Source organism: Nocardioides sp. Soil777 (genome assembly GCF_001428425.1).
Taxonomy (GTDB): Bacteria; Actinomycetota; Actinomycetes; order Propionibacteriales; family Nocardioidaceae; genus Nocardioides; species Nocardioides terrigena.
The window spans coordinates 206,653-228,913 of sequence record NZ_LMSN01000016.1 but is presented as its reverse complement, the minus strand read 5'-3'; the positions used below and the strand labels follow the sequence as shown (position 1 = coordinate 228,913).

Here is a 22,261-nt window from a genome sequence, read left to right as displayed (position 1 = left end):
TGATCTCGGAGGACACCATGCGAAACAGCCCACTCACCATCCTGCTCACGCCGGTCCTTGGGCCGACGCTCAGGCCGACGTTCGCCGCGGCCCTGTCCGTCGGCGTCCTGTCCCTCGGCACAGCCCTCGGCGGCACAGCCCTCGTCGCGCCCGCCCACGCTGCCGCGGCGACGACCTGCGAGGGCCGCGCCGCCACCATCGTGGTGCCCGCGACGGGCTACGACACCGCGCCGGTCGTCGGGACCCCCGGGGACGACGTGATCGTCGGCACCCCGGGCCGCGACACGATCGACGGGGCCGGCGGCAACGACGTCATCTGCGGCCTCGGCGGACCCGACACCCTCGGCGGAGGCCCCGGGGACGACCGCCTCTTCGGCGGGTTCGACGGGCAGTACTCCATCGACAACGGCTACTCGTCCGACCTGGTCGCCCCCGGGCCAGGCGACGACCACGTCGACCTGGGCGCCGACCGGCAGGCACTCGACATCCACCCGGTGGACTTCGCCTACTACGACCGGGTCGTCTACACCGACGCCGCCGGTCCGGTCGTCGTCGACCTGACCGCTGGCACGGCCACCGGCGAGGGCACCGACACGATCGTGGTCGAGGGGCCGGCCGGCGTCGTCGGCAGCGCGTTCGGCGACCGGATCACCGGCTCGCCGTACGCCGACCTGATCCAGGCCGGGGACGGCGACGACGTGGTCGACGGCCGTGCGGGCAACGACCGGATCGTCGTGGACGGCGGCCTCGGCTTCACCACCTCCCTGCCGGCCCTCGACGGGGGCGACGACGTCGCCGTGGGCGGCGACGGGCGGGACGGAATGATCTCTAGCGGCGGCACCGACGTGCTGTCGGGCCAGGGGGATCGCGACTTCCTCACGACGTCGCCCATCTCGTCGGGCGAGCTGCGGGGAGGCCCCGGCCGGGACTCGGTGGACGCCGAGGGTGCCGTCGACGTGTCGGCCGGCGCGGGCAAGGACGAGATCAACTACGACCTCCGGCCGGGCTTCCGCACCGAGATCGACGGTGACGGCGGTCGCGACCTCCTCGACCTCGGGCTGAGCCGCGCCTTCGGTAAGGGCGAGCGCGTGCGCGTGGACCTGCCGCGGCGCCGGATCACCTTCACCGGCTCCACCACCCGGCTGGCCTACTCCGAGGTCGAGCGGCTCGAGGTCAGCGGCGGGCACCCGCACTGGACCTTCCTCGGCACCCCCGCCGACGAGAGCTTCCGGGTCCTCGGCGGCCGGTCCGTGCGGGCCTTCGGACGTGGGGGCGACGACGTCTTCAGCGGCACCGGTGGGCGGGACTTCTTCGACGGTGGCCGCGGGCGCGACCGGGCCACCGGCTCCTCGGGACGCGACACCTGCGTGCGCATCGAGCGCGCCCAGGACTGTGAGCGGCGCCGCTGAGGTCGGGGCTCGGCCGGCCGGGGCGGCGGGGGGGCCGCCTTCCTGCGCACCCGCACAGCTCTGGGGCCGCGACGTCGGCGCATCCCTGCACACCCGCGCAGCTCTGAGGGCAGGACCACGCCCATTCCTGCGCACGTGCGCAGGGAAGCCGACCAGCGCAGTCCCCGCTAGCCTCGCGGCCATGAGCGAGCGCGAGGTCGTCGTCGTACGACACGACCCGTGCCCGTGGTTGCCCCCGGGCGGCCGGGCGGACGTGGTGCTCTCCGCTCAGCCGGCGCCGGAGCCGACCGCCGTCGTCCGGCTGCTGGTGACCTCGGGCGAGGACGTGTGGGTGGTTCCACGCGCCGACGGGAAGGGCCTCGACCTGCCGACCGCGAGGGTCACCGACGGCGTGGCCGCCGCCCGGGCCGGCGCCCTCGACGCACTGCTGGCCACCGTCCCGGTCGGCACGACGGGGCTCCGACCGCTGGGATTCGTGCGCAACACCGTGCCGGACCCGCCGGCCGACTACCCGTGGCCCGCGCCGGTCGCGCACTTCGCGGTCTGGCGCGGCACGGTCGACCGGAGCGCGGAGCCCGACGGGGCAGCCAGGACCGGGCGGGACTCGCAGGAGTCGGACGGCCGGTGGCTCGGCCCGTCCGCCGCCGCCGAAGCGCTCGGCGAGCGGCACTGGTGGCCGCTGCACCGACGGGCTGCACCGGGGTCCGTAATATCGGGAGCATGAGCATCAAGGGATCCGTCGGCCGGCACCTCGCCCCCAGGATCTCCGACATCGCGCCCGGACTGACGACCACCTTCGTCCGGGAGTCCCTCAACCGGGCCATCGACGGCGTCGGTCCCCTCCCGCCGGCCGCGGCGGCCGCTGACAAGCAGCTCAAGGAGCAGCGGGGCCACGTCGAGCGGGCGGTCCACGAGGTCATCGAGAACCACGTGCGCCTCGCCGGCGCCCAGGGCTTCCTGACCAACGTCGGTGGTCTCGTCACCGCGGCGGTCGCGATCCCGGCCAACATCGCCGGGCTCACGCTGCTCCAGTGCCGGATGATCGCCGGCATCGCGCACCTGCGCGGCCACGACCTCGACGACCCCCGGGTCCGCAACGCGATCCTGATGACGCTGCTCGGCGAGGACACCGTCACCGCGATGGTGCGGCAGTCCAAGCTCCCCGCGCCCCCGATGGCCCTCGCCACCGCGCCGGCGCACGACGCCCACCTCGACGGCATCATCGCCGCCGTGGTGGCCACCGACCTCCTCACCCGGGTCGCCGGCAAGCGGCTGGCCACCAGCGTCGGCCGCCGGGTGCCGATCGTGGGCGGCATGGTCGGCATGGGTGCCGACGGCTACGCGACGTGGCGGGTCGGCCGGTACGCCGATCGCGAGCTGCTGCCGCGCAACAACCGGCCCTGACGCCGGACCCCTGGCGCCGGCCGGGCGGCAGTCCCGGCCAGCGGGCCCGGTCAGCAGGCCCCCTCAGCGGCGCCCGTCAGTGGTGCCGCCCACGCACCCGTCGGTAGGCGCCCAGCGCCTTGCGTCCCGACGGCCGCGCCTCGAGCGCCTGGACGGTCCGCTCGGCGGTCGTACGACGCGCGAGGTGCAGCTCGTGGCGGGCCTCCTCCAGTTCGCGGGCGAGGTTGGCCTCCGACTCGCGGAGCCGGGAGCCCTCGACGAGCAGCGCCGTGATCGCGTCCAGCGCGGCCGGCAGCAGGTCGTCGGCGGGTGCCGTGTCGGGGTCGGTGAAGGTCTCCGAGGGGGCACCGAGGAGGTCGGCGAGGTCGCCCACCACGTCGTACCCGCGCTGCTCGACCTCCGCGATCCAGGACCGCGACAGGTCCTGGACCCACGCGTGCGTGGCGGGCGGGAGGCCGAGCCGGGCGCTCGACGTACGCCGCGACAGCGTCTGGTGGGCGAGCAGCTCGCGGACCAGCGGGCGGTAGTCGGGCGGGTCGACGACCGGGGTGACCCGCTTGTTGACCAGCCGCAGCAGGGCCGTCTCGGGCACACCGAGGGACGGGTTGGCGCGCTCGGGGGTGAGGTCGAGGTCGATGCCGTCGAGGCCGAAGGTGTGGCTGAACCGCCGCCACAGCTCGTCGGGCGCCGAGCCGGGACGCGGCACCGTCACCAGGTGGACCTGCTCGGGCGGCAGGATCGCCCCCCAGCGGTCGAGGATGTCGGGGATCTCCTGGGCGCCCCAGAACCACGAGCCGATCCGGGTGTCGCGCGCGGGGTCGCGGATCATCTCGAGGAAGTGGGCGTAGGAGACGAGGCTGCGGTGCTTGACGTTCTCCTGCCACTCGGCCGGGACCTGCCGGACGAGGTCGCGCACGGAGACGATGAGGTGCACCTCGACGCCCTCGCCGAACGACGTCATCGCCCGGTCGATCTGCATGGGCGAGGCGGTCGAGAGGATCTCGTGGCTGATGATCGAGGTGCCCGGCCAAGCGCGCACCTGCTCGGCGAGCCGGTCCCAGGCGCCGACGGCCTGCGTCTCGAGCCCGCCCCACGTGAGCCGCATCAGGTCGAGCGCGGCGAGGAAGTGCCCGTCGAACCGGTCGGCCGGGTAGAGGATCCCGTGCCCGCGCAGCACCTCGCGGTTGCGGAAGAGCACGTCCTGGAGGTACGACGTCCCGGTCTTGGGGGTGCCCACGTGCAGCAGCACGCGCTTGGCCGTCGGGGTGGGCGCCGCGGCCGTCGGAGGGGTCGTCACCGCGCCTCCTTCGTCCAGTCGTCGTCCACCAGCATCCGCACCGCGAGCTCGAGCACCGCGGCGTCGGGGCGCTCCGGCGCCGGGGTCTCGCCGGTCAGGACCGGGGCGACGGCGGCGGGATCGCCGACGACAGGGTAGCCAGCCCGCTGCAGCTGGCGGGCCATCCGCTCGGCGGCGCGCGTCACCCACTCCCGGTGCTCGTCGGGGACGCTCACCGGCGGCATCGAGGTGACCGGCATCCGCGGCCACACGGTGCGCGACATGAGGGCCGCCCGCTCGTCCGGCGGCACCAGGAGCCCGACGACCGTGGCGATGCGGCGCGCGAGCTCGGCGGCGTCGGCACCGGGGCGGTGGGCCGGGGGCAGGCGTCGTACGCCGAGGGCGTGCGGCAGCGCGGTCGGGTCCAGGACGACGACCACTCCCCCGGGCGAGGCCGCGTGCCGCTCGGCCACGGCGGTCAGGTCGACGCGGGGCGGCAGCTGACCGCGCTGCTGCCAGAACCGCAGCCACTCCAGCCAGGCTCCCGAGCCGCGCTCGAAGCACCGGCGGGTCCACACGTCGGCGAGCATCTGGTCCAGCGGGGCCCCGATGACGACCATCCGGCCGCGACCCAGGCGGCGCGGGCCCAGCGCCCCTCGTGCGGCCGTCGCAAGGATGGGGTCACCGGCGACCCGGTGGTGGCGGGCCCATGGTCGTGGCAGGCCGCGCGGCTCGCGGGGGAGGCCGATCCGGACGACGTCCTCGGCGAGCACGCTGGTGGCGACGCGGACCAGCTCGTCCGCGGGCAGGGTCACGGGGTCGACCGGCCGGGGACCGTGGGCCGAGCCAGCCACACCGACGAGGGCCAGGTCGGGCTTGCCGCGGCCGGGGGCGGCGGCGGTCAGCACCCGGTGCGCCAGGTCCGGGGTCAGCGGCGCCGAGGCGGCGAGGTTGAGCCGGCGAAGGAGCTCCAGCTGCTGGGCGCCGGGCAGCACGCGCCCGGAGGCCGGTGCCTCGCCGGTCCACGCCGACCAGGGCGTCGTACCGCCGTGGCGCAGGTGGGCCACCCAGCCCCACGCTCGCGCGGCCCCGGGGCTCCCGGCGGCCGGTGCGGCCGCGGCGTGGCTCACCGCTCGCGCAGCCGGCGGGCCTGGTCGCGCAGCCGCCGGACCGGGGTCTCGGCGGCGGTGCGCTCGGCGGCCTCGCGGGTCATCACGGTGAGGGCGTCGAGGGCGGCACCGAGCTGGAGCTTGGGGCTGACCCGGTCGGGGTTGCGCCATGCGGCGTCCGGCTCCGGCCGGCGCGGACGCAGGTCCTCGACGTCGCCGATGACGTCGACGCCGCTGCCCTTGATCCAGTCGATCCACAGCTCGGCCTGCGCCTCCGCGTGGTCGAAGCGGTCCGGGGGCAGGCGCACCGGGATCGAGTCCCGGCTGACCAGCACCTCCTGGGCGAGGAGCTCGCGGATGAGTCCGTCGTACGTCGCGTCGCGCCACATCGGCAGCTCGAGGCGCCGGTTGAGGCGCCGCAGGAGCTGGGTCTCGGCGATGCCGAGGCTGCGGTTGGCGCGCTCGGAGTCGAGCGGGGCCCACGCGGGGTCGATGCCGAAGGCGCGGCAGAAGCGGAACCACAGCTCGTTGCCGGTCGGGCCGCGGTCGTGCGGCACGGTGACGACGTGCACGCGCTCGGGCGGCAGCTTCGCGCCCCAGTTGCTGAGCACGCTGGGCAGGTCCATGGCGCTGCGGAACCACGTCTGGCCCCGCTCGACCTTCGTCAGGAAGCGGTTGAAGGTCCACTTGCGACCCTGCTTGATGCTCTCCTGCCAGGCGGCCGGGAGCTGGCGGCCGAGGTCGCGCGCGGAGTAGACGACGTGGATCTCGCTGCCCTCGAGGTCGTTCATGACCCGGGCGATCTTGTCCGGCTTGGCCGGGGCGAGGATCTCGTGGCTGATGATGACGGTGCCGCTGGAGCGGTGCACCCGCTTGACCATCGTCTCCCACGCGCCCTGCGCGTGACCGGGCGTGCCGCCCCAGTCCTGCTCGAGCAGGTCGAGGGCCGCGCGGAAGTGGAAGAGGTCGGCGTCGACGAAGCGGTTCTTGGTCGGGATCGTCACCCCGTGGTCCGACAGCGACGACTGGTTGAGCATCAGCCGGTCCTGCAGGTAGGTCGTCCCCGTCTTGGGGGCGCCGATGTGGAGGTAGACGACGCGACTCATGGGCTCATCCTGCCAGCGCGCGTACGACGGCGCTGGGACTGGGGCGCCCGAGCCGTCCGGCCATCCACACGCTGGTCTCCACCACCGCGTCGAGGTCGACCCCGTGCTCGATGCCGAGGCCGGTGAGCATCCACACGAGGTCCTCGGTGGCCAGGTTGCCCGTCGCGGACTTCGCGTAGGGGCAGCCGCCGAGGCCGCCCGCGCTGGCGTCGAAGGTGGTGATCCCCTCCTGGAGCGCGGAGAAGGCATTGGCCAGCGCCTGGCCGTAGGTGTCGTGGAAGTGCATGGCGAGCTGGTCGGTGCGCATGCCCGCGCCGACGAAGGCGTGGACCAGGTCCTTGACGTGGCCGGCCGTGCCGACGCCGATGGTGTCGCCCAGGCTCAGCTCGCTGGCGCCGAGGTCGAAGAGGCGCTTGCCCACCGAGACCACCTGGTCCACCGGCACCGCCCCCTCCCAGGGGTCGCCGAAGCACATGGAGACGTAGGCACGGACGTCGAGCCCGGCGGCGCGGGCCCGGGCCACGGTGGGCTCGAACATCGCGAACTGCTCGTCGAGGCTGCGGTTGAGGTTTTTCTGCGCGAAGGTCTCGGTGGCGCTGCCGAAGATCGCGATGTGCTTCATCCCCAGCTCCAGGGCCCGGTCGAGGCCGCGCTCGTTGGGGACGAGGACGGGGTGGGCCCGGCCCTCCTCGCCGAGCATCGTCATCAGGTCCGCCGCGTCCGCCAGCTGGGGGACCCATTTCGGGTGGACGAAGCTGGTGGCCTCGACGACCGGCAGGCCGGCGGTGACCAGGCGGCGTACGAACTCGGCCTTGTCCTCGGTCGCGACGACCGCCTTCTCGTTCTGCAGGCCGTCGCGGGGGCCGACCTCGTAGATCGTGACGCTGCTCGGGAGCGGTTTCGAGGCTCGCTCCGCTCGCACCTCAACCATCGAGATCTCCCTCCTCGACGACGAGGAGGACGGCGCCGAGCGGGACCTGCTGGCCGGGCGCGACGTTGACCTCGGTGACCGTGCCGGCGAAGGGCGCGGTGAGCGCGAGCTCCATCTTCATCGCCTCCATGGCACCCAGCGTCTCACCCGCGGCCACCTCCTGCCCGACCGTGACGAGGACGTCGAGGACCGTGCCCGGCATCGGCGCGAGCAGGGTGCCGTCGCCGGCCGCGGGGCCGTGGTCGGCGAACGCGTCGGGACGCTCGAAGGAGTGGCGCTGGCCGCGGTGGGCGACCTCGACCTTGTGGGTGGTCGCGTTGACGTACGCCGTCTCGCGGTGGCCGTCGAGGGACAGCTCCGCCGTGTGGTCGGCGAGGCGGTGCTCGCTGACGACGACATCGTCGACGCGGTGGCCGGGTACGTCGACCCGCAGCTCGCGGCGCCCGTCCGGCGTCTCGAGGGTGACCAGCGTGCGGGCGGGCTCGCCCGCGACCCGCCAGCCGTCGGTGGCGAACGGGTCGCCGGGCCGGTCGGTGAACCGGGGGCTGTGCAGCACCGCGTCGACCCAGGCAGCGGCCACCAGGGCCACCTCGGCCTCGGGCGCCTCGACGGTCGCGTGGTCGAGCCACGCGGTGTCGATGGTGGCGTCCCGGAACTCCGCTCCGGCCGCCAGAGCCCGCACGAAGCCGGTGTTGGTGGTGAGGCCGAGGATGCCGGTGCGGTCGAGGGCGTCGACCAGCCCGGTGCGTGCGGCCTCGCGGTCCGCGCCCCAGGCGATGACCTTGCCGAGCATCGGGTCGAAGGACGAGCTCACGACCTGGCCGGACTCGAGCGCGGCGTCCACGCGGACACGGCCGGACCTCGACCCCGGTCGACCACCCGCGGCGCCCTCGGCGAAGGGGGTGGTCGGCCACCGCACCAGCTCGGCGGTGCCGGCCTGCGGGAGGAACCCGCCGAAGGAGTCCTCGGCGTAGATCCGCGCCTCGATCGCGTGCCCCTCGACGGTGACGTCGGCCTGGGTGAAGCCGAGCGGCTCGCCGGCAGCCACCCGGAGCTGCAGCTCGACCAGGTCGATGCGCTCGCCGCGGACCCGCACGACCTCCTCGGTGACCGGGTGCTCGACCTGGAGGCGGGTGTTCATCTCGAGGAAGTAGACCTCCCCCGAGTCGCTGTCCAGCAGGAACTCGACCGTGCCGGCGTTGGTGTAGCCGACCGCCTGTGACAGGGCCACGGCGCTCGTGGTGACCGACGCACGCTGGGCGTCGGTGATCGTGGGGGCGGGCGCCTCCTCGAGCACCTTCTGGTGACGACGCTGGGTCGAGCAGTCGCGCTCGAAGAGGTGCACCACGCTGCCGTGGTGGTCGGCGAGCACCTGCACCTCGATGTGGCGACCGTGCTCGACGTACTTCTCGACGAGGATCGTGTCGTCGCCGAACGCGCTCAGCGCCTCGCGGCGGGCGGCGGCCAGCGCGGCGTCGTACTCGCTGCGCGAACGCACGATGCGCATGCCCTTGCCGCCGCCACCGGCGGCGGCCTTGACCAGCACGGGGTAGGCGAAGTCGGCGGGGTCGGCGTCGAGGTCGTACGACGGGACGACGGGCACGCCGGCGGCCACGGCGATGTCTCGCGCGGCGTCCTTCTTGCCCATCGCCTCCATGACCCCCGAGCTGGGACCCACCAGCACCATCGTCTCGGTCCGCTCGATCGCGCGGGCGAAGGCCGACCGCTCCGACAGGAAGCCGTAGCCGGGGTGGATCGCCCCGGCACCGCTGCGCCGGGCGGCGTCGACGATCGCGTCGACGTCGAGGTAGCCGGGCACCTCGAGGGCCTCGTCGGCCTCCCGCACGTGCGGGGCGTCGCGGTCGGGGGCGGTGAAGACGGCAACGGTGCGCAGGCCCAGGGCCCGGGCGGTGCGCATGACGCGCAGGGCGATCTCGCCGCGGTTGGCGACCAGGACGGTGTCGAAGGAGGACAAGGCGATCACATCCGGAAGATGCCGTAGGAGGGGTCCGGCACCGGGACGTTGGCCGCCACCGCCAGGCCCATGCCGAGCACCCGGCGGGTGTCGGCGGGGTCGATCACGCCGTCGTCCCAGAGGCGGGCCGTGGAGTAGTACGGCGAGCCCTGGGTCTCGTACTGCTCACGGATCGGCGCCTTGAACGCCTCGACCTGCTCGTCGGTCTCGAGGTCGGTGCGCACGGTGGCCAGCACGCTGGCCGCCTGCTCCCCGCCCATCACCGAGATCCGGGCGTTGGGCCACATCCACAGGAACCGCGGGTCGTAGGCACGCCCGCACATGCCGTAGTTGCCGGCGCCGAACGAGCCGCCGATGACGACGGTGAACTTGGGGACCACGCTGCACGCGACCGCGGTGACCAGCTTGGCGCCGTCGCGGGCGATGCCGCGGTTCTCGTACTCGCGGCCGACCATGAAGCCGGTGATGTTCTGCAGGAAGACCAGCGGGATGCCGCGCTGGTTGCACAGCTCGATGAAGTGCGCGCCCTTGAGGGCGGACTCGCTGAAGAGGATGCCGTTGTTGGCGACGATCCCGACGTCGTAGCCGTGGATCTTGGCGAAGCAGGTCACCAGCGTCTCGCCGTAGAGCTTCTTGAACTCGTGCATCCGGCTGCCGTCGACGATGCGGCGGATGACGTCGCGGACGTCGTACGGCGTGCGGGTGTCGGTGGGCACGACGTCGTACAGGCTCTCGGGCGACTCGTGCGGCTCCTCGACCGGGCCGGGCTCGAGCCGACGCCCCGGCTGCGGGTAGCCGGACGTGGCGGGGAGGGTGTCGACGATGCTGCGGACGATGGCCAGCGCGTGCGCGTCGTCGTCGGCGAGGTGGTCGACCACGCCCGACTTGCGCGCGTGGACGTCGCCGCCACCGAGGTCCTCGGCCGTGACGACCTCACCGGTCGCGGCCTTCACCAGCGGCGGACCGCCGAGGAAGATCGTGCCCTGCTCCTTGACGATCACCGTCTCGTCCGACATCGCCGGGACGTAGGCGCCGCCGGCGGTGCACGAGCCCATCACCGCCGCGATCTGCGGGACGCCCTTCGCGCTCAGGTTGGCCTGGTTGAAGAAGATCCGGCCGAAGTGCTCCCGGTCGGGGAACACGTCGTCCTGCATCGGCAGGAACGCGCCGCCGCTGTCGACCAGCGCGATGCACGGCAGGTTGTTGTCCGCGGCCACGGTCTGCGCACGCAGGTGCTTCTTGACCGTCAGCGGGTAGTACGTGCCGCCCTTGACCGTCGCGTCGTTGGCGATCACCACGACCTCGCGGCCGTTGACCCGGCCGATCCCGGTCACGATGCTCGCGCTCGGCACCGCGTTGAGGTCGTCGGCGTCGCGCCCGTACATCCCGTACGCCGCCAGCGCGCTCAGCTCGAGGAAGGGGCTGCCCGGGTCGAGCAACCGGTCGACCCGGTCGCGGACCAGCAGCTTGCCGCGGCCGGTGTGCTTGGCCCGGGCCGCCTCGCTGCCACCCTGGCGCACGACGGCCAACCGCTCTCGGAGGTCGGCGACGAGGTCACGCATCGTGGGTGCGGCCGCGGGGGCGGGGCCGCTCGAGGGATCGCTGCTGGCGTCGGTCACGAGGTCAGGTTAGCGATCGTTAACCTGCCCTGTCGACCGGCAGGTCCTCAGGACGTTGATCGTCGTACGACGGGTCGACCGGGTCGGCTACGACCTGCGGGTGCTCGGTCAGGACCGCGCGGAGGTGCTGGGTCAACGCGGCGCGCACCCCGCGGTCGGTGAACCGGTCGGGCAGCCTCATGGCGGGCTCGCCCTCCGGAGGCCCCGCAAGCGTCACGACCTCTTCCGCGAGCCCTGTCACGACCGCGCGCAGGATCCTCGCCTGGCGCTGCGCCTGCGGGGTCGGCAGGCCCAGGCCCACAAGCACCCGGTGGGACAGGTCGAGCAGTCGTCGGTCGAAGCCCCCGACCGTGACCGCCATGTCCCAGTCGTGCCGCCCCCACGCCTTGTAGGCGTGGAGCAGGCGGAGCCGCTCCAGCCCGGCACCATCGGTGGGCAGGTGGACGGCCAGGACGTCGACGGCGTCCTCGACGCGGGGCTTGTCACCGCGACCGAGCCTGCCGGGGGCGAACGGGTGCCGACCGAGCTCGTGGGAGAAGTGGTCGTCGACCGCGGCGAACGCGCACGCCAGGAGGTGCGACTGGTTGCGGTAGTAGTAGCGGACCGTGCTGGCGCTCAGGCCGCCCTCGGCCGCGACGGCCCGCACCGTGGCGGCTCCGCAGCCGGACCGGAGGACGATCCGCTCCACGGCGGCGTACACCTCGACGTAGTAGCTCAGGTTCTGTGGTCTCATGCCGGGCTCGTACCCCGTCCGGCCGAAGTCGCATCTCGTTGTCCACAGGCACCGCGCCTGCGCACGTGCGCAGCCATGCGGAGGGGCCTGGATGCCTTCCCTGCGCGGATGCGCGGCTCTGCGGGTGGCCCCACGACCCTTCCCTGCGCAGGTGCGCGGGTATCCGGGCGGGCCTACTGCCCTTCCCTGCGCACGTGCGCAGGGAAGGGGTCCACCGTGGCTGCCATGGCTGCGCACCTGCGCAGGGAACCGACCGCGGCCGACCTCCAGAGCTGCGCACGTGTGCAGGAACACCATGGACGACACCGGGGACCGCGGTTAGCGGGCGCTAACCTTGGCCGGTGACCCCGCGGCGCCAGCAGATCCTCGACATCGCCGCGGACCTCTTCGCCCAGCGGGGCTTCCACGGCGTCTCGGTCGCCGACCTCGGCGCGGCGTGCGGCATCTCCGGACCGGCGCTCTACAAGCACTTCCCCAGCAAGGACGCGGTGCTCGCCGAGATGCTGGTCTCCATCAGCGAGGAGCTGCTGAGTGTCGGGCGCCAGCGTGCGGAGGCCGCCGGGAGCCCGGCGGCGGCCGTCGAGGCGCTGATCGAGTGGCACATCGAGTTCGCCCTCGCCCACCGTGCTCTCATCGTCGTCCAGGACCGCGATTGGTCCTCGCTCGCCGACGACGCCCGCGAGCAGGTGCGCGCGCTCCAGCGGGAGTACGTCGACGTGTGGGCCGCCGAGCTCCGCCGCGTGCACCCCGGCCTCACCCTCGACCGCGCCCGGGCGATGGCCCACGTGGCCTTCGGGCTCATCAACTCCACGCCGCACAGCGGACTGCTGCCGGACGACCAGATGCACGGGCTGCTGCACGACATGGCCCTCGGCGCCCTGGTCGCGCCCGCGTAGGACCGCTCACCCCGGAGGGTGTGGGCCACGATTAGGCTGGCGCCATGAAGCTCAGTGACACGCTCGAGACCGCGTTCAACGCGCAGATCACGCTGGAGTTCCAGGCGTCCCTCGTCTACCGCCAGCTGGCCATCGAGCTGGAGCTGATGGACCTGCCCGGGATGTCGGCGTGGCTGCGCCACCAGGCGGACGAGGAGATCGTCCACGCCAACAGGTTCATCGACCACGTCGCCGACCGGGACAACCACCCCGCCATCGGCGCGATGCAGGCACCCAGCGTGACCGGCGGGTCGGTGCTCGACGCCTTCAAGGCGGCACTCGCCCACGAGCAGAAGGTGTCGGAGTCGATCCGCAACCTCTACCGGGCCGCCGAGTCCGAGGGTGACCTCGACTCGCGCCCGCTGCTCAACTGGTTCCTCGAAGAGCAGATCGAGGAGGAGGCGACGGTCAGCGAGATCATCGGTCGGCTGGTCATGATCGACGACGACGGTCCCGGCCTGCTGCGCCTCGACGAGGAGCTCGGCATGCGCCCGATCGCGACCACCGAGCCCAAGGCCTGACCGACCCCTCACTGCCGTCCGCCCTCAGCGGCCCTCACCGCCCGCCCCGGCGGGCCTCACCACCAGCGCGCCAGGTCGACCTCCGGGTCGGCCTCCAGCGCGCTCAGCATCCGGGCGGCGCGCAGGGCGGCGTCCTCGGCCACCGCGAGGTCGTCGGTCCGCGGGTCCGCGCCCTCGCCGGCCCGGCCAGCCCCGCCGGCAGCACCACCGGACCCCATCGTCAGCTCGTGCAACCCGGCCAGCACCGCCTCCCGGGACAACCCGCGCAGCTGGATCAGCACGAACGGGTCGTTCTGGAGCAGCCAGCCGACCTGCGTGAGCACGGCCACCGCGTGCGGGCACGGGTCGAGCCACGAGTCGCACGTGCAGGTCGAGCCCAGCTCCCCGCCGTACGGCAGCAGCTCGATGCCCGCCTCCTCACAGGCCTCGACCAGGGCGTGCGGCAGCTGTCCGGCGAGCAGCGCGGCGATCCGCCCGGACTCGGCACCGACCAGCTCGACGAAGGTCGCCGCGTCGCGGTCGTCAAGGGGCGGCACGCTGATCGTGACCGTCCAGGCGTCGTCGCCGTCCTTGACCGCCGCGATGGCCGACCCGGTGTCGACCGCGATGGCGCCCACCTCGCCCGCCCGGGCCAGGGTCCGGCCGCGGCGCAGCTCCGCGACCGCGAAGGCCGACTCCTCCACCGCCCGGCCCCACGCCTTGCTCCACCACGTGCCGGCACCCCCGCCGCGACGCGGCGGGATCCGCGGGTGGGTGACGGTGTGCGCGCCGGTCACGGCGACGCCACGCCACCCGAGCCCGGGTCGCGCAGCTCCACCAGGTCTCGGAGCTCGGCGTTGCTCAGCTCGGTGAGACCGGCCTCGCCGCGACCCAGGACCGTGTCGGCCAGCGCGCGCTTGCGGGAGAGGAGCTCGGCGATCTTCTCCTCGATCGTGCCCTGGGTGACGAACCGGTGCACCTGAACCGGCCGGGTCTGGCCGATCCGGTAGGCCCGGTCGGTGGCCTGCTCCTCGACGGCGGGGTTCCACCAGCGGTCGACGTGGATGACGTGGTCGGCCTGGGTGAGGTTGAGCCCGGTGCCCCCGGCCTTGAGCGACAGCAGGAAGACCGGCACCTCGCCGGCCTGGAAGCGCGCCACCATCGCCTCCCGCTCCGCGACGGTCGTACCCCCGTGCAGGAACTGGTGCGGCACCCCCGCCCGGGACAGGTGGCGCTCCAGCAGCCGCGCCATGGCGACGTACTGCGTGAAGACGAGTGCCGCCCCGCCCTCGGCGAGGACCGTGCCGATCAGCTCGTCGAGGAGGTCGAGCTTCTCCGAGCGGCCCGACAGGCGCGGGTTGGACTGCTTGAGGAAGTGGGCCGGGTGGTTGCAGATCTGCTTGAGCCCGGTGAGCAGCTTGAGCACCAGGCCGCGACGGGTGTCCTCGTCGGCCTCCTCGATGCGGCGCATGCAGTCGCGCACGTAGGTCTCGTAGAGGACGACCTGCTCGCGGGTCAGTCCGATGAGGTGGTCGGTCTCGGTCTTGGCCGGCAGCTCGGGGGCGATGCCGGGGTCGGACTTGCGGCGGCGGAGCAGGAACGGCCCGATCAGGTCGGCGAACTGGCGCGCCTTGGTCGGCTCGAGCCCGGACTCGATGGGCGCGGCCCACACCTTGCGGAAGGCGTTGCGACTGCCCAGGAGCCCCGGGATCGCCCAGTCGAGGATCGCCCACAGCTCGGTGAGGTTGTTCTCGACGGGGGTGCCGGTCAGTGCGACCCGGGCCGCGCTCGGGATGGTGCGCATAGCGCGCGCCGTCGAGGACTGGGCGTTCTTGACGTGCTGCGCCTCGTCGGCCACGACCAGCCCCCACGGCACCGCGGCGAGCTGCTCGGCGTCGTTGCGCATCGTGCCGTAGGTCGTCAGCACGAACCCCGGGTCGCCCGCCGCTGCCCCCTCCAGCGGGGCCAGGAGGTCGTCCGGATCCGAGACCAGCCCGTCCAGCGTGCGACCGGCACCGTGGAGGCGCCGGACGGGTACGCCGGGGGCGAACCGCCGGATCTCGGCCTCCCAGTTGCCCAGCAGCGACGCCGGGCACACCACCAGCGTCGGCCCGCCGGGTGCATCCGCCCCCTCGTGCCGGTGCAGGTGCAGCGCGATGACCTGCACCGTCTTGCCCAGCCCCATGTCGTCGGCGAGGCAGGCACCGAGCCCGAGCGAGGTGAGCTCGGCCAGCCACGAGAAGCCGTGCCGCTGGTAGTCGCGCAGCGTCGCAGCCAGCCCCGTCGGCACCTCGATCGGCTCGCGCACGGCGGCGGTGCGCAGCTGGTCGCGCACCTTCAGCAACGACGCCCCGACGACCGCCTGGTGCTCGACGTCCTCGACCTGGACGACCTCGGTCAGCGTCGCGGCGAGCGCGGCCGCGGGTGCCACCCGCTTGATGAGGCGCTTGCGGGCCCGCTTGAGCACGGCGGAGTCGACGATGGTCCAGTTGTCGCGGATCTTGATGATCGGCGTGGCCGCCGTCGCCAGGTCGTCCATCTCCTGGTCGCTCAACGCGTCGCCGTGCAGCGCCAGCTGCCAGGAGAACCCGAAGAGCGCGTCCGGACCGAAGAGCCCCGTCTGGAGGGGCTCCTCGCGGCTCGCCGGCGGGCCGGAGAGCACCACCCGGGACGTCACGTCACGGTCGAGGTAGCGCGGCCACAGCACCTGGACCCCGATCGCGTCGAGCGCGAGCGCTCCCCCGTCGAGCAGGCTCAGCAGCTCGTCGCTGTCGAGGGTGATCTGGTCGGGCACCCGGAGCTCCAGCAGCCGGTCGAGCACCGGCCAGGCCTCCGCGGCGGCCCGCAGGGCGATGGAGGCGTGGGTGCGGGCCCGGTCGCCGAAGCCGTGGCTGCTGCCCGGCTCGTCGGCCTCGGTCCACAGCAGGGCCGCGTCGGCGACGTGCGCGGCGTTGTCGGCGGCGACGACCTGGAGCACGAGGCGGACGGTGCCCGCGACCAGCTCCTCCTCGTCGGCCTCCACCCGCAGGGCGATGTTGACCAGCTGGGGCCGGTCGTCGTTGCCGCGCGAGCGGGCCCGGGCGATCCGCTCCTCGAGACGTCGGGTGAAGTCGGGGTCCACCCGCGGTGGGGCCGGCGACGCCGCGACGGACCGGGCGGGACTGCGACGGGTGGCCAGCGGAGCGGCGCGCGGCATGGCGTCGGCCACGGCCTCCAGCACCGCGCGGACGATGCCCTCGGCGGTGTCGACGTCGAGGCCCTCGCGGGCCCGGGCCTGGGCCAGCCGGGCGATCCGGTCCTCGTCGGAGGCGTCCAGCCCGGACACCTGCCAGCGGGTGCCCGTCTCGTCCGGGGCGAACCGGCCGGCCGCGACCAGTCGCATGCCGAGCAGGGCGGCGCCGCTGAGCAGGGCGACGCTCGGGTGCACGTCGGGCTGCGAGTGGGCCCGGGTCAGCACCGGGAGCGCCCCCCGCATCGGGAGACTGACCGTGCGGCGCTCGTCGGAGAACTCCACCGTCCCGTCGCGGGGCTGCTCGCCCGCCCGGAAGGTGGCGGGACCGCTGACCGGGACGAAGCTCACGCCTCGCAACCTAACGCGCGACACCGACACCCCACCGCGGCGAGGTGCACACGGCCAGCCGCTAGCGTCGTACCCATGAGCATCCTCGACGCACCCCTCGCCCGCCTCGACGGCACGCCCGGCACCCTGCGCGACCTCACCGGCGGACGCCCCGCCCTGCTCGTCAACGTCGCCAGCAAGTGCGGGCTGACCCCGCAGTACAACGGACTGGAGGAGCTCCAGGAGAAGTACGGCCACCGCGGCTTCACCGTCGTCGGCCTGCCGTGCAACCAGTTCGGCGCCCAGGAGCCGGGCAGCTCGGAGGAGATCGCGGAGTTCTGCTCGGCGACGTACGGCGTCAGCTTCCCGATGAGCGAGAAGGTCGAGGTCAACGGCGAGGACCGCCACGAGGTCTACCGCGAGCTCGTCGGGACTCCCGACGACAAGGGGAAGGCCGGCGACGTGCAGTGGAACTTCGAGAAGTTCCTCGTCGACGGCGACGGCGCCGTGGTCGCTCGCTTCAACCCGACCGTGGAGCCGCAGGACCCGCAGCTGGTCGGTCGCATCGAGTCGCTCCTCGACTGAGGTGGACCTCCCCGCGCTGCTCGCCCAGCACCCCGTCGTCGACGGGCACAACGACCTGCTCTGGACCGCCCGCGAGGAGACCCGCTACGACTGGGACGCCCTCGACGTCGGCGTCGGCGGCACCCCGACCCACACCGACCTGCCGCGGCTGGCCGCCGGCGGGGTGGGCGCCCAGTTCTGGTCGGTCTACGTCCCGACCCGGCTGACCGGTGACCACGCGGTGAGCGCGACGCTGGAGCAGGTCGACGCGGCGTACGCCCTCACCACCCGGTACGCCGACCGGCTGGCGCCGGCTCGGACCGCCGACGAGGTCGAGGCGGCCTGGGCCGACGGCCGGATCGCCTCGCTGATGGGCGCCGAGGGCGGACACTCGATCAACTGCTCGCTCGGGACCCTGCGCCAGCTGCACGCCCTCGGGGTGCAGTACCTGACGCTCACCCACAACGCGAACACCCCCTCGGCCGACTCGGCCACCGACCGCCCGGTCGCGGGCGGACTGACCGCCTTCGGCCGTGAGGTGGTCCGGGAGATGAACCGGATCGGCATGATGGTCGACCTGTCCCACGTCTCGGCCGACACCATGCGCGACGCCCTCGCCGTCGCGGAGGTGCCGGCGATCTTCAGCCACAGCTCCGCGCGGGCGGTGACCGACAGCCCCCGCAACGCGCCCGACGACGTGCTGGAGTCGCTGCGTGACCAGGGCGGGGTCTGCATGGTCACCTTCGTCCCCAAGTTCGTGAACCAGGCGTGCGCCGACTGGCACCGCGGTGCCGTGGAGGCCGCGGCCGCGGAGGGGATCGCCGAGGCCGACGGCGCCCGCTTCTCGCCGTTCTACGCGGCGTACCGCGCCGCCCGACCGGAGCCCGTCGCGGACCTGTCCGACGTCGTCGCGCACTGCGAGCACGTCCGCGAGGTCGCCGGGATCGACCACGTCGGGCTGGGTGGCGACTACGACGGAGTCGAGGTCCTCCCCACCGGCCTCGAGGACGTCACGGGCTATCCGGCGCTGCTCTCCGCGCTGGCCGACCGCGGCTGGTCCGCCGACGACCTGGCCCGGCTCACCTGCCGCAACGTGCTGCGGGTGATGCGGTCCGTCGAGGCGGGAGCCCGGGAGATCCAGCGGCACCGAGGGCCGAGCCTGGCCCGGATCGAGGACCTCGACCACCCGGCAGGGTGAGGCAGCACACGTCCACAAGGACTGGGTGGTTGTCGGTGGCAACTGTCACCATTCCCGCGTGACCACAGACATCCAGCAGCACCCCGCCGGGACGCCGGCCGGCGACTCGGACAAGCTCGACAAGAACGTCCTCCTGGTGGCGGGCGTCGTCGTGCTCGGCGCGATCATGTCCATCCTCGACATCACCGTCGTGTCCGTCGCGCTCGAGACCTTCCAGCGCGAGTTCGACGCCACGGCGGCCGAGGTCGCCTGGACCATGACCGGCTACACGCTGGCCCTGGCCAGCGTCATCCCGCTGACCGGCTGGGCGGCCGACCGCTTCGGCACCAAGCGGCTCTACCTGCTGGCCGTGCTGCTCTTCACCGCCGGGTCCGTGCTCTGTGCCGCGGCCACCAGCCTCGAGATGCTGGTCCTCTTCCGCGTCCTGCAGGGCCTCGGCGGCGGCATGCTGATGCCGCTCGGCATGACCATCCTGACCCGCGCCGCCGGCCCCGAGCGGGTCGGTCGCGTGATGGCCGTGCTCGGTATTCCGATGCTCCTCGGCCCGATCTTCGGCCCGATCATCGGCGGCGCCCTGATCGACAGCGCGTCGTGGCACTGGATCTTCCTGATCAACCTGCCGATCGGCATCGCCGCGATCGCCTACGCGTGGGTCGTCCTGCCGAAGGACGAGGTCGAGCCGTCGGAGACCTTCGACTGGCTGGGGATGCTGCTGCTGTCACCCGGTCTCGCCCTGTTCCTGTACGGCGTGAGCTCCATCCCCGAGCACGGCACGGCCGCCGCCAGCGAGGTCTGGGCCCCGATGGTCCTCGGCCTCGCGCTCATCGTGGCCTTCGTGCCCTGGGCGCTCAACCGCCGCAACCTGCACCCGCTGGTCGAGCTGCGCCTGTTCAAGAACCGCAACATGACCGTCGCGGTGATCGCGATGATGCTGTTCGCGATCGCGTTCTTCGGCGCCTCGCTGCTCTTCCCGCTCTACTTCATCCAGGTCCGCGGCGAGGACGCCCTCGGCGCCGGCCTGCTGCTCGCCCCGCAGGGCATCGGGGCCATGATCACCATGCCCATCGCCGGGATCCTGGCCGACCGCATCGGACCCGGCAAGATCGTGCTCTCCGGCATCACGGTGATCACCATCGGCATGGCCATGTTCACCCAGATCGGTGCCGACACCTCCTACCCCTACATGCTCGGCGCGCTGTTCGTGATGGGCCTCGGCATGGGCGGCACCATGATGCCGATCATGACCGCGGCGCTCGCGACGCTGACCGCGCACAACGTGGCCCGGGGCTCGACGCTGCTCAACATCACCCAGCAGGTCGCGGCCTCGATGGGCACCGCGCTGTTCTCGGTGATCCTCACCAACGAGATCAAGGGCAGCGACACGGCCCCCGTCTACCTCGCGGCCCGGTCCGCCGAGGGCGATCCCTCGGCGCTGGCCGCCCTCGCGGAGCAGCTCGGCCTGCCGATCGACCAGTTCACGGCCGTGGTGGCGCAGGGCCAGGTCGCGCTGGCGGACTCCTTCGCCACGGTGTTCGTCGTGGCGACCATCCTGGTCGCCTGCTGCCTCATCCCGGCCGCCTTCCTGCCGCGCACGAAGGTCACCCCGGCCGACCCCGCGGCGATGATGGGTCACTGACCCCCACTCCGACCCGCGCTCGTCGAGCGAGCCAAGGCCGTCCCTCCTCACGGAGGGGCGGGCCGTCGGCGTTCGCGGGATGACCCGGGTCTCGGGTGCGGAGCCTCACCGGTCCCGCAGGTGTGGCACCGGCCCGGGCCACCTCCCGGCCGCCTCGGGCCGACCGCTCAGGCCTGCGTGCCGAGCGCCACGGGCAGCACCGCCGAGGCACCGGCGTCCCGGAGCGCGACGGCGGCGACGGTGAGGGTCCACCCGGTGACCACGAGGTCGTCGACGAGCAGCACCGGGCCGGCCGGCACGTCGGCGCGCAGCTCGTAGCGCCGGGTGACGGCCGCGACGCGCTGCGCGGAGTTGGTGGCTCCCCGACCGGGCCCGACCGAGGGGTCGGCGATCGCCCAGGTGCCGACGACGGGGAGCTGCATGACCCGGCTCAGGCCGGCGGCGAGGTCCGCGACCAGCTGGGGCCGGGTGGCCGACTCGACGTGCACGATCGCGACGGGACGCTCGGCCCACTCGCTCGACCAGTCCTTCATCACCGTCATCAGGCCGGCCGCCAGCGACGGCGGCACGGGGCCGTCGGGAACACCCTCGGCGAAGAGCTCGCGCAGCGCCTGACCGTGACCGAGGTCGGTGAGCCGGGCGATGGCGCGCCCCTCGGAGGGGCCGCTGCCGATCTTGCCCTTGAGGCCCAGGCCCAGGTTGGCCAGCGCGGTGGGCCACATCTTGCGCGGCTCGATCGCCACCCCGGGGCGTGAGAGCCGGGCGCTGGCGGACGCGACCGCCTCGTCGGACACCGTAGTGGTGAGCGAGAGGCCACCGCAGTTGTCGCAGCGCCCGCAGTCGACGGCGTCGGGGTCGTCGAGCTGCTCGCGCAGGTAGCGCATCCGGCACACGTCGCTGTCGAGGTAGGCCAGCATCGCGGCCTGCTCGCGCTCGCGGGCGGCGCGCACCCGGTCGTAGCGCTCGGCGTCGTAGACCCACTCGCGGCCGGTCGCCTCCCACCCGCCCTGCACGCGCCGGACGGCTCCGTCGACGTCGAGCACCTTCAGCATCGCCTCGAGGCGGTTGCGACCGAGCTCGACGTAGGACTCGAGGGTCGCGGTGGACAGCGGCCGGTCGGACCGGGCTAGCACGTCGATGGTCTGGCGGACGAGCTGCTCGGGAGGGAACGACAGGCCGGCGAAGTAGGCCCAGATGTCGCGGTCCTCGAGCTGGGGCAGCAGCACGACGCTGGCCTCGGACGTGCCACGGCCGGCGCGACCGACCTGCTGGTAGTAGGCGACCGGGGACTGCGGCGCCCCGAGGTTGATGACGAAGCCCAGCGACGCGTCGAACCCCATGCCCAGCGCCGAGGTGGCGATGAGGGCCTTGACCCGGCCCCCGACCAGGTCGGCCTCCAGCGCCTGGCGCTCGGTCGGGTCGGTCTGGCCGGAGTAGGCCGCCACCTCGTGCCCGCGCTCGCGCAGGTAGGCCGCGACTTCCTGGGTGGCGGCGACCGTCAGGCAGTAGACGATGCCGGAGCCGGGCTGCTCGGAGAGGTGGTCGGCCAGCCAGGCCAGCCGCTGCTCGGCCGTGCGCAACCGCAGCACCCCCAGCCGCAACGACTCGCGGTCGAGAGAGCCGCGCAGCACGAGCACCCCGGAGCGCTCGTCGGCGGCCGGGTCGAGCCCGCCCCCGAGCTGCTCGGCGACGTCGGCGGTCACCCGGGCGTTGGCGGTCGCGGTCGTGGCGAGCACCGGGATCCCCTCGGGCAGGTCACCAAGGAGGGTGCGGATGCGGCGGTAGTCGGGACGGAAGTCGTGGCCCCAGTCGGAGATGCAGTGCGCCTCGTCGACCACGAGCAGCCCCGACGTGGCGGCCAGCCGGGGCAGCACCTCGTCGCGGAAGCCGGGGTTGTTGAGCCGCTCGGGGCTGACCAGCAGCACGTCGACCTCGCCGGCGTTGATCGCGTCGTTGATCGGCTGCCACTGCTCGATGTTGGTGGAGTTGATCGTCACCGCGCGGATGCCGGCCCGCTCGGCCGCCTCGATCTGGTTGCGCATCAGGGCGAGCAACGGCGAGACGATCACCGTCGGGCCGGCCCCCTGCGAGCGCAGGAGGAGGGTCGCCACGAAGTAGACCGCCGACTTGCCCCACCCGGTGCGCTGGACGACGAGCGCGCGGCGCCGGTCGACGGCGAGGGCCTCGATCGCCGACCACTGGTCCTCGCGGAGGACGGCGTCGTCGCGACCCACCAGCGCCTTGAGGTGGCGCTCCGCCTCGGCGCGCACGTCGGGGCGTACGGCGTCTGTCGTCACGGTCGTCATG

Annotated in this window: 18 protein-coding genes; 8 read left to right on the top strand and 10 right to left on the bottom strand. The window is 73.4% G+C overall.

The window, feature by feature from the left end; translation table 11 throughout:
- Nucleotides 1-17 precede the first annotated feature (17 nt).
- The 3 genes from ASG88_RS14090 to ASG88_RS14080 all read left to right on the top strand — a co-directional run bounded on the left by ASG88_RS14090 (nucleotide 18) and on the right by ASG88_RS14080 (nucleotide 2,813).
- Nucleotides 18-1,409 carry a calcium-binding protein gene (locus tag ASG88_RS14090; protein ID WP_056888062.1) on the top strand — a complete coding sequence of 464 codons (1,392 nt, stop codon included), beginning with the start codon at nucleotides 18-20 and terminating at the stop codon, nucleotides 1,407-1,409.
- A 181-nt stretch (nucleotides 1,410-1,590) separates the two neighbouring features.
- Complete coding sequence (locus ASG88_RS14085; RefSeq protein WP_056888061.1) at nucleotides 1,591-2,133, top strand: hypothetical protein; 543 nt, start codon at nucleotides 1,591-1,593, stop codon at nucleotides 2,131-2,133.
- Nucleotides 2,130-2,813: an EcsC family protein gene (locus tag ASG88_RS14080; protein WP_056888060.1), complete on the top strand. Its 684-nt coding sequence runs from the start codon at nucleotides 2,130-2,132 to the stop codon at nucleotides 2,811-2,813. Before ASG88_RS14085 ends, ASG88_RS14080 begins: the two co-directional genes overlap by 4 nt.
- A gap of 76 nt (nucleotides 2,814-2,889) precedes the next feature.
- Here ASG88_RS14080 and ASG88_RS14075 read toward each other — a convergent pair whose 3' ends face one another.
- The 7 genes from ASG88_RS14075 to ASG88_RS14045 all read right to left on the bottom strand — a co-directional run bounded on the left by ASG88_RS14075 (nucleotide 2,890) and on the right by ASG88_RS14045 (nucleotide 11,562).
- On the bottom strand, nucleotides 2,890-4,110 hold the full coding sequence (locus ASG88_RS14075) for a hypothetical protein (protein WP_235534855.1): 1,221 nt from the start codon (nucleotides 4,108-4,110) through the stop codon (nucleotides 2,890-2,892).
- Nucleotides 4,107-5,219: a hypothetical protein gene (locus tag ASG88_RS14070; protein WP_056888059.1), complete on the bottom strand. Its 1,113-nt coding sequence runs from the start codon at nucleotides 5,217-5,219 to the stop codon at nucleotides 4,107-4,109. The genes ASG88_RS14075 and ASG88_RS14070 overlap by 4 nt, the downstream gene beginning before the upstream one ends.
- Nucleotides 5,216-6,304 carry a hypothetical protein gene (locus tag ASG88_RS14065; protein WP_056888058.1) on the bottom strand — a complete coding sequence of 363 codons (1,089 nt, stop codon included), beginning with the start codon at nucleotides 6,302-6,304 and terminating at the stop codon, nucleotides 5,216-5,218. The genes ASG88_RS14070 and ASG88_RS14065 overlap by 4 nt, the downstream gene beginning before the upstream one ends.
- Before the next feature lie 4 nt (nucleotides 6,305-6,308).
- Nucleotides 6,309-7,235 carry a hydroxymethylglutaryl-CoA lyase gene (locus tag ASG88_RS14060; protein ID WP_056888057.1) on the bottom strand — a complete coding sequence of 309 codons (927 nt, stop codon included), beginning with the start codon at nucleotides 7,233-7,235 and terminating at the stop codon, nucleotides 6,309-6,311.
- Nucleotides 7,228-9,219, bottom strand: a complete 1,992-nt coding sequence (locus ASG88_RS14055) for a biotin carboxylase N-terminal domain-containing protein (protein WP_056888056.1) — start codon at nucleotides 9,217-9,219, stop codon at nucleotides 7,228-7,230. The genes ASG88_RS14060 and ASG88_RS14055 overlap by 8 nt, the downstream gene beginning before the upstream one ends.
- Nucleotides 9,216-10,772, bottom strand: coding sequence for a carboxyl transferase domain-containing protein (locus ASG88_RS14050; protein ID WP_082600509.1), 1,557 nt, complete (start codon nucleotides 10,770-10,772; stop codon nucleotides 9,216-9,218). Before ASG88_RS14050 ends, ASG88_RS14055 begins: the two co-directional genes overlap by 4 nt.
- Before the next feature lie 76 nt (nucleotides 10,773-10,848).
- Nucleotides 10,849-11,562: a TetR/AcrR family transcriptional regulator gene (locus tag ASG88_RS14045; protein ID WP_056888054.1), complete on the bottom strand. Its 714-nt coding sequence runs from the start codon at nucleotides 11,560-11,562 to the stop codon at nucleotides 10,849-10,851.
- 341 nt (nucleotides 11,563-11,903) lie between these two features.
- Between ASG88_RS14045 and ASG88_RS14040 the strand changes: the two genes are divergently transcribed.
- Nucleotides 11,904-12,458 (top strand): TetR/AcrR family transcriptional regulator, encoded by a 555-nt coding sequence (locus tag ASG88_RS14040; protein WP_056888053.1) that lies wholly within the window; start codon nucleotides 11,904-11,906, stop codon nucleotides 12,456-12,458.
- Between the two features lie 44 nt (nucleotides 12,459-12,502).
- Nucleotides 12,503-13,018, top strand: a complete 516-nt coding sequence (locus tag ASG88_RS14035) for a ferritin (RefSeq protein ID WP_056888052.1) — start codon at nucleotides 12,503-12,505, stop codon at nucleotides 13,016-13,018.
- A gap of 56 nt (nucleotides 13,019-13,074) precedes the next feature.
- Here the strand turns inward: ASG88_RS14035 and ASG88_RS14030 are convergent, their stop codons facing one another.
- Nucleotides 13,075-13,794: an SWIM zinc finger family protein gene (locus ASG88_RS14030; RefSeq protein WP_056888051.1), complete on the bottom strand. Its 720-nt coding sequence runs from the start codon at nucleotides 13,792-13,794 to the stop codon at nucleotides 13,075-13,077.
- On the bottom strand, nucleotides 13,791-16,577 hold the full coding sequence (locus ASG88_RS14025; protein WP_056888050.1) for a DEAD/DEAH box helicase: 2,787 nt from the start codon (nucleotides 16,575-16,577) through the stop codon (nucleotides 13,791-13,793). Before ASG88_RS14025 ends, ASG88_RS14030 begins: the two co-directional genes overlap by 4 nt.
- Nucleotides 16,578-16,652: 75 nt before the next feature.
- On the opposite strand from ASG88_RS14025, the gene ASG88_RS14020 reads away from it, so the two are divergent.
- From ASG88_RS14020 to ASG88_RS14010, 3 genes are read left to right on the top strand one after another with little or no spacing between them, the layout of a single operon-like run.
- Entirely contained in the window at nucleotides 16,653-17,141 is a 489-nt protein-coding gene (locus ASG88_RS14020) for a glutathione peroxidase (RefSeq protein WP_056888049.1), read from the top strand.
- Between the two features lies 1 nt (nucleotide 17,142).
- Complete coding sequence (locus ASG88_RS14015; protein WP_056888048.1) at nucleotides 17,143-18,318, top strand: dipeptidase; 1,176 nt, start codon at nucleotides 17,143-17,145, stop codon at nucleotides 18,316-18,318.
- Nucleotides 18,319-18,376: 58 nt separating this feature from the next.
- A complete protein-coding gene (locus tag ASG88_RS14010; RefSeq protein ID WP_056888047.1) occupies nucleotides 18,377-19,954 on the top strand; it encodes a DHA2 family efflux MFS transporter permease subunit in 1,578 nt (525 codons plus the stop codon).
- A gap of 167 nt (nucleotides 19,955-20,121) precedes the next feature.
- Here the strand turns inward: ASG88_RS14010 and ASG88_RS14005 are convergent, their stop codons facing one another.
- Nucleotides 20,122-22,260 (bottom strand): RecQ family ATP-dependent DNA helicase, encoded by a 2,139-nt coding sequence (locus ASG88_RS14005; RefSeq protein ID WP_157559738.1) that lies wholly within the window; start codon nucleotides 22,258-22,260, stop codon nucleotides 20,122-20,124.
- Nucleotide 22,261 lies beyond the last annotated feature (1 nt).

Excerpts from the sequence above, each read along its gene's own strand:
- ASG88_RS14085 (WP_056888061.1), top strand. The coding sequence starts at position 1,591 with ATGAGCGAGCGCGAGGTCGTCGTCGTACGACACGACCCGTGCCCGTGG.
- ASG88_RS14060 (WP_056888057.1), bottom strand. The coding sequence starts at position 7,235 with ATGGTTGAGGTGCGAGCGGAGCGAGCCTCGAAACCGCTCCCGAGCAGC.
- ASG88_RS14020 (WP_056888049.1), top strand. The coding sequence starts at position 16,653 with ATGAGCATCCTCGACGCACCCCTCGCCCGCCTCGACGGCACGCCCGGC.
- ASG88_RS14050 (WP_082600509.1), bottom strand. The coding sequence starts at position 10,772 with ATGCGTGACCTCGTCGCCGACCTCCGAGAGCGGTTGGCCGTCGTGCGC.
- ASG88_RS14065 (WP_056888058.1), bottom strand. The coding sequence starts at position 6,304 with ATGAGTCGCGTCGTCTACCTCCACATCGGCGCCCCCAAGACGGGGACG.
- ASG88_RS14045 (WP_056888054.1), bottom strand. The coding sequence starts at position 11,562 with ATGAGACCACAGAACCTGAGCTACTACGTCGAGGTGTACGCCGCCGTG.
- ASG88_RS14005 (WP_157559738.1), bottom strand. The coding sequence starts at position 22,260 with ATGACGACCGTGACGACAGACGCCGTACGCCCCGACGTGCGCGCCGAG.
- ASG88_RS14080 (WP_056888060.1), top strand. The coding sequence starts at position 2,130 with ATGAGCATCAAGGGATCCGTCGGCCGGCACCTCGCCCCCAGGATCTCC.
- ASG88_RS14090 (WP_056888062.1), top strand. The coding sequence starts at position 18 with ATGCGAAACAGCCCACTCACCATCCTGCTCACGCCGGTCCTTGGGCCG.
- ASG88_RS14035 (WP_056888052.1), top strand. The coding sequence starts at position 12,503 with ATGAAGCTCAGTGACACGCTCGAGACCGCGTTCAACGCGCAGATCACG.